Origin of the sequence: Mycobacterium sp. 1165178.9 (assembly GCF_001673555.1) — a bacterium.
Taxonomy (GTDB): domain Bacteria; phylum Actinomycetota; class Actinomycetes; order Mycobacteriales; family Mycobacteriaceae; genus Mycobacterium.
Genome location: NZ_LZMB01000370.1, coordinates 1 through 6,159, shown reverse-complemented (window position 1 = coordinate 6,159; position 6,159 = coordinate 1). Strand labels below are relative to the sequence as shown.

Genomic DNA, 6,159 nt, shown 5'->3' with positions numbered 1-6,159 from the left:
CGGCGGCCGCGCGTAAGGGGGCCTCGCGGCGCGCGGAGAGCACCACGTCATAACCGCGCTCAACCAGCTTGCGGGCGCATCCTTTTCCGATCCCGCCGCTTCCGCCGGTGACTAATGCGGTTCGCATGACCGTTGCAGGCCGCTCGTCAGGAGTGCCGAATGTCCCGTGGGCGCGACAACGCCTGCGGGGAGAGCGCATAGATGCGTTGGTCGTGCTGACCGGACAGGACGTAGGTCTGGGTGTCGGCCAGGTGGCGACCCGCGATGCGGCGCGCCCGGTCGACGTTGCCCTCGGCGATCGTCTCGGTCAGCTTGACGTGCGTGTTGAGCACCGCGCGGCGCTGGGCGAGCGACGGGTAGGTGCCACGCGACGCGCTCTCGTCGGCCCACTGCCGTTCGTGGCTGCTCCACAGGGTCTCCAGGCTCCCAACGACCGCGATGATCGTGTGATTGCCGCAGCCGCGGACGATGAGATCATGAAACTCGCGCCCGATCTCGGTGAAAAGCCTTCCGTCGTCGAGGTTTTCGGCCATCGACTCGTTGATCCGCGTGAGCTCGGGAACCAGGGTGTCCGCCCGGTCCGGTCGGCGCGCGGCCAGGGCGGCGCAGGCGGGCTCGAGTTCCTGCAAGGCCATGCCGAGGTCGGCGACCTCGACACTCGCTTTGCAGCAACAGCCCGAGCATGTAGGCGGCGCTGGTCTTCGCCGGGGCGTGGACGACGGCACCGCCGCGGTTGCCGCGCCGCACCGAGACCAGGCCCTCGGTCTCCAGGATCCGTAGGGCTTCGCGCAGCGAGACCAGGCTCACGTTGAACTGTTCGACGAGCACCTCTTGGCGCGGCAAGAGATCACCGTCCGCGAGCTCGCCGTCGATGATCTGCCGGCGCAACTCGTCGGCTACGATTTCGGCGATCCGCGGCGCCGACAGCCGGCGCCGGGCGTCGGGGCCAATTCCCAAGGCGGTCATCCGATCCTCGAAACGAAATGCAACTCGCTGGCTTAGCTATTTTAGCAGTAATGATATAAATAGCTTCTCTGATCGCTTGTCGATCGGAAGGGCGGGTGCAATTGAGCGAGCGGTCCGAAAGCCGGCCGACACCGCTACAGGATTTGCGTGTCGTCGAGATCAGTGACCGGATAGCGGGCAGCTATTGCGGCAAGCTGCTGCGCGACGCCGGCGCGCAGGTGCACAAAATCGAACCGCCGCAAGGGGATTGGTTGCGGGGCTACTCCGCCAGCGGTTCCCCGATCGGCCAGGGACGCAGCGCACCGTTTTTCAGTTACCTCAACGCGGGCAAACGCAGCATGACCTTCGCGCCCGGGTCGCAGCGCTACCGCGACGAATTGGGCGGCGCCGACGTCGTCGTCGTGACCGCCGGACGGGCGCGCGCAGCGGCGCTGGGCATCGAGCCGCAAGAGCTGCTGGACCGCTCGCCGCGGGCGATCATCGTCACCATCTCCGACTTCGGCTGGACCGGGCCCTACGCGGACCGGGCCGCCACCGAGTTCACCCTGCAGGCGTGGGCGGGTTCGCCCGGCTTCCGCGGCGACCCGGCCGGGCCGCCGATCTCCATCGGCGGCGAACTCGGCGAGTACATGGGCGGCGTGTTCGCCGGGTTCGGCGCCCTGGCCCTGCTCCGACGCGTCGAGCGCGGCGGGCCCGGTGAACACCTGGACCTGTCCATGCTGGAAGCCATCACCACGATGCAGAGCAGCGAATGGTTGCACTCGCAGCTGCTGCGCGTCCCGCCGATCCGCCGCACCACCGAGGTGCCGTCGATCGAACCCGCCAAGGACGGGTACGTCGGGATCACCATGGTCACCGGTCAGCAGTGGCTCGACTTCGCCGCGATGGTCGAATGTCCGCAGCTGGAGGAGATCGAACAGCTGCGGTTCCAAATCGGCCGGTGGGAATACCGGGACCTGATCCGCGAGCAGATCCACCCGTGGCTGGCCCAACGGACCGTCGCCGAAATCGTCGAGCTCGGGCAGCTGTTCCGGCTGCCGATCGCCGCGCTGGGCAACGGCTCGACGATCCGGGACCTGGAATACGTGCGCGAGCGCGGGGCCTTCGCGCGTAACCCCGCCGGGTTCGATCAGCCAAGGCCGCCCTGGCTGATGTCGGTGTGTTCGCCCGCGCCCCTGGGTGACACGCCCGCCCTCGGCGAGGCCGACGACGAATCCCCTTGGCGCCGTGCGAAATCCGAGGTAGGACCGGAGCCGGACGGGCTACCGCTGGCCGGTGTGCGCATCGTCGACCTGACCGCCTTCTGGGCCGGCCCCGCCGCGACCCATCTGCTGGCCGCCTTCGGCGCCGACGTCGTCAAGATCGAGTCGATCCAGCGTCCCGACGGCATCCGGTACTCGGGCGGGATGCGTACCGACGTGGACGACTGGTGGGAGTACGGCTGGGTGTTCCACGCGATGAACACCAACAAGCGTTCGGTGACACTGGATTTGGGATCCGAGCAGGGCCGGGGCCTGTTCACCGAGTTGGTCGCCGGCGCCGACGTCGTGATCGAGAACTTCTCGCCTCGGGTGATGGAGCAATTCGGGCTCACCGACGACGTGCTGCGTAGCCTCAACCCGAAACTGGTGTTCGCCCGGATGCCGGCGTTCGGCGTCGAAGGGCCGTGGCGGGAGCGCGTCGGGTTCGCGCCCACCATGGAACAAATCGCCGGCCTGGCCTGGGTGACCGGACTACCGGAATCCCCGCCGGTGACACCGCGTGGGGCCTGTGACCCGCTGGCCGGAGTGCACGCCGCGTTCGCCGTGCTGGCCGCGCTGAGCTTCGCCGAACGCACCGGGACGGGTCAACTGGTCGAGCTGCCGATGCTCGAAACCGTGCTGAACGCCACCGCGATCCAGGCGATCGAGTCCGAAGTTTTCGGGGTGACCCTGAGCCGTCGCGGCAACCGCGGTCACAGCGCGGCCATCCAGAACATCTACCGCTGCGCCGGATCGGACGACTGGATAGCGATCACCGTTCGCGACGACGCGCAGTGGCGGGCGCTCGTGGACCTGATGGGTCGACCAGCGTGGTGCGACGACGAGGAGCTGTCCACCGTCGCCGGGCGCCACGGGCGAGCCGACGAAATCGACCGCAGGGTGGCGGATTGGTGCGCCGGACAGCCACTTGCCCCGACGGTGGAGCGGTTGGCCGGCGTGGGTGTGCCCGCGGCTCCGGTGGTGTCGCCGTCGCTGGTCACCGACAACCCCCAACTGCGCGAACGCGGCTTTTTCGAGGCACTGCATCACGCGAGTACCGGACTCGGCCTGTACCCCTGCCCGCCGTTCACCCGGCTCGCGGGTCAGGACAAGTGGCTGCTGCGGCCGCCACCGAAGCTGGGCGAGCACAATGAGGACATCCTGCGCGAGCGGTGCGGGCTGACCGACGAAGAACTGACACGCCTCGCGACCGGCGGGGTAACCGGGACCCGACCCAAGGGCCTCTAGAGAAGTGGAGGGCAATTGATGCGCGTAACGGTCGACGAGAACTTGTGTGAAGCCAACGGCTTCTGCGAATCGCTTGCGCCGGAAGTTTTCGAGCTGGGCGACGCCGATGTGGTGCAGATCGCGGACGGACCCGTGCCGCCGCGACTGGAAATCGACGTGCGCGCCGCGGTGGACCAATGTCCCAAGGCCGCGTTGCGATTGCAAGACTGACGCGCTCGACGACGGGGGGCGCCGGAATGGCGCGTGCTGGGCACCCCAGCCGCGGAGCGGCGAGCGGCGAGTCGCGCAAGTCATACGCGGCACCGCTCGGCACGGGTGCCGGCTGCTTGTCCGTCAGCAAGTGAGATTTAAATGCGCTAGCACCGGCGCTATCGCTCACGAAACTCACCATCGGTGGGTGCCCCGAACTCAGCGCCGCTCGGTCAGCTTTATCGCCATCTCGTCATAGATCGACATGTTGGTGGCCAGGTTCGGATGGGCCACCTTCGCCGGACCGATCTCGATGTCATCGCAGCGCAGAAACAGTTCGTCGAGGACCGCGCGGAGTTCCGCCCGGGCCAGCATCGCGCCCAGGCAGTGGTGCGGTCCGCCGCCCCCGAACGCCACGTGGGGGTTGGGCTGCCGACCGATGTCGAAGGTGAACGGGGACTCGAAGACCTCCTCGTCGCGGTTGGCCGAACGCAGGGTCGACACCACCCGTTCGCCTTTCGCGATGTGCTGGCCGTCCATCTCGACGTCGACCTTTGCGGTGCGCGTCCAGTACGCCACCGGAGACGCCCAGCGCAACACCTCCTCGACCGCGCCGGCGCGCAGGTCTTCCCGCTCGCGATACCGTTCCACCTGCTCGGGATTGGCGACGAACGCCTGCAACCCGATGGCCAGTGCGTTCTTGGTGGTGTCGCTCCCGGCGAACGCCAGCACGAAGAAGAAGAACTCGAGTTCGTTTTCGGGCAGGCTGAACTGCTCGCCGTCGTCACCGGTGATCACCGCGGACGCCAACGTGCTCCAGATGTCGTCCGTGGGATTGCGCCGCTTTTCCGCGGTGAGCTCCATCGCGTATTCGAAGACCGAGCCGAACAGCTCGAGTTCCACCTGCCCGCTCGGGCCCGCCTCCGGCGCAAGCGCCTTCAGGATGCGGTCGAAGATGTCGAAGATTCGCGGCCGGTCCTCCTCCGGAATGCCGATGATGTCGCCGATGACCGACATCGGCAACGCGTCGGCGACGTCCTCGATCCAGTCCCCGCCGCCGCGCGCGAGCAGGCCGTCGATCATCCGCGCCGCGCGCGCCCGGATGCCGTTCTCCAGCTTGGCGATCGCGCGCGGGTTGAAGGCGTTGGAGATCAGCTTGCGGCGCTTGTTCAGGTCCGGCGGGTCCAACGTGATGATCGTCGGGAACGACGAAAACATGGCGACCGGCTGAATGAGGGGGCCGTCGCCCGCGGTGAACGACTCGGTGTCGCGGTGCAGGCGAACCGCGTGCCGGTGTTTGGTCGCGACCCAGAACTGGCGCTGGACGGTCTCGGCGACACCCGGGGTCAGGTCATGCCGAAAAAGCGGCCTGGTGCGCCGCAGCTCGGCGAACAGCTCGTCGGGAAAACCATTACGCCACAAGGCGAAATCGGAAAGGTCCACCGCAGCGGCCGTCATGCGAACCCCCATTGGCTCAGGCGTCACGCGACGACCGGCCGGTGTCGCGTTGACGTTCAATGTCTAAAATAGTAAAAATAGACTTTAGTCGTCGAAACGCGGTGAGGTAAGAGCGGCCCCGATGCGCCCGGCCGCGTGGGAAACGGAGTTCTCGTGACGAATACGATTCCAGAATCAGACCCTTCAGAACGGGAGTTCGGGCAGGCCGGCATCGCGCTGTCGACCTACCGTTTCCCCACGGGCTGGTTCATCGTCGCCTTCGGAACCGATTTGGCTCCAGGCCAGGTCAGGCGCGCGCACTACTTCGGTGAGGAGTTAGTGCTGTTCCGCACCGAGTCGGGCCAGGTCCACGTGATGGAGGCCTACTGCCAGCACCTCGGCGCCAACCTGGGGGTCGGCGGCACCGTGGAGGGCGAAAACATCGTCTGCCCGTGGCACGGCTGGCGGTGGCGCGGCGACGGTACCAATGCGCTGATTCCGTACAGCAAGATCGGCTGCAAGAACAACGTCCGCATCCGGACGTATCCGAGCATGGAGTGGTACGGCTTCATCCTGGCCTGGCACGAGCGGCACGGCCGGGCGCCCTACTGGCAGCCACCGGTGCTGCCGGAATTGGAAACCAACGAGTACTACCCACTGCACCCGCACACCCAGATGCTCAACCGGGTCAAGGTGCATCCGCAGATGATCATCGAAAATGCCGCTGACCCCTACCACGTTCAGTACGTGCACAAGGCCGCCAATCCGGCCACCACGGCGTCATTCGAGGTGGCCGGGTATCACCTGCACGCCACCGTCAACGCCCATTTCGGCGGGGGACGGGCGCAGACGTGGCTGACCCCGAACGGCCCGGTCGACGCCAAGATAATCTACGACAACTACTCGCTGGGCCTGGGCGTGGTGCGCTTCCCCAGCGAACTGGTGGCCACCGTGCAGGTCACCGGCCAGACGCCGGTCGACGAGGATTACACCGACTACTTCTACACCCAGGCTTCTGTACGTGAACCCGGCGACGGTGGTGACGTGCCCACCGGACGTGCCGCTCGGTTCCTCGCCC

6 protein-coding genes and 1 pseudogene are annotated in these 6,159 nt (G+C 67.1%); 4 read left to right on the top strand and 3 right to left on the bottom strand.

Translation table 11 applies throughout. From position 1 onward, the window contains the following. Both A5652_RS26875 and A5652_RS16085 read right to left on the bottom strand, forming a co-directional pair. A partial coding sequence (locus tag A5652_RS26875) for an SDR family NAD(P)-dependent oxidoreductase (RefSeq protein WP_156745376.1) occupies window positions 1-127 on the bottom strand: 127 nt, incomplete at its 3' end. Window positions 128-146: 19 nt separating this feature from the next. Next, a pseudogene (locus tag A5652_RS16085) lies at window positions 147-903 on the bottom strand (FadR/GntR family transcriptional regulator). Here A5652_RS16085 and A5652_RS28625 point away from each other — a divergent pair. From A5652_RS28625 to A5652_RS16075, 3 genes are read left to right on the top strand one after another with little or no spacing between them, the layout of a single operon-like run. Next, window positions 832-1,002, top strand: a complete 171-nt coding sequence (locus tag A5652_RS28625) for a hypothetical protein (RefSeq protein WP_232001209.1) — start codon at window positions 832-834, stop codon at window positions 1,000-1,002. The pseudogene A5652_RS16085 and the gene A5652_RS28625 overlap by 72 nt on opposite strands. A gap of 59 nt (window positions 1,003-1,061) precedes the next feature. Beyond that, window positions 1,062-3,455 carry a CoA transferase gene (locus tag A5652_RS16080; RefSeq protein WP_067353242.1) on the top strand — a complete coding sequence of 798 codons (2,394 nt, stop codon included), beginning with the start codon at window positions 1,062-1,064 and terminating at the stop codon, window positions 3,453-3,455. Window positions 3,456-3,473: 18 nt separating this feature from the next. Beyond that, complete coding sequence (locus A5652_RS16075) at window positions 3,474-3,665, top strand: ferredoxin (RefSeq protein ID WP_067127944.1); 192 nt, start codon at window positions 3,474-3,476, stop codon at window positions 3,663-3,665. Between the two features lie 198 nt (window positions 3,666-3,863). Here A5652_RS16075 and A5652_RS16070 read toward each other — a convergent pair whose 3' ends face one another. Continuing rightward, window positions 3,864-5,162: a cytochrome P450 gene (locus tag A5652_RS16070; protein ID WP_369805805.1), complete on the bottom strand. Its 1,299-nt coding sequence runs from the start codon at window positions 5,160-5,162 to the stop codon at window positions 3,864-3,866. Between the two features lie 93 nt (window positions 5,163-5,255). On the opposite strand from A5652_RS16070, the gene A5652_RS16065 reads away from it, so the two are divergent. Further along, window positions 5,256-6,159: Rieske 2Fe-2S domain-containing protein (locus A5652_RS16065; RefSeq protein WP_197513977.1), on the top strand; the 904-nt coding region annotated here is incomplete at its 3' end.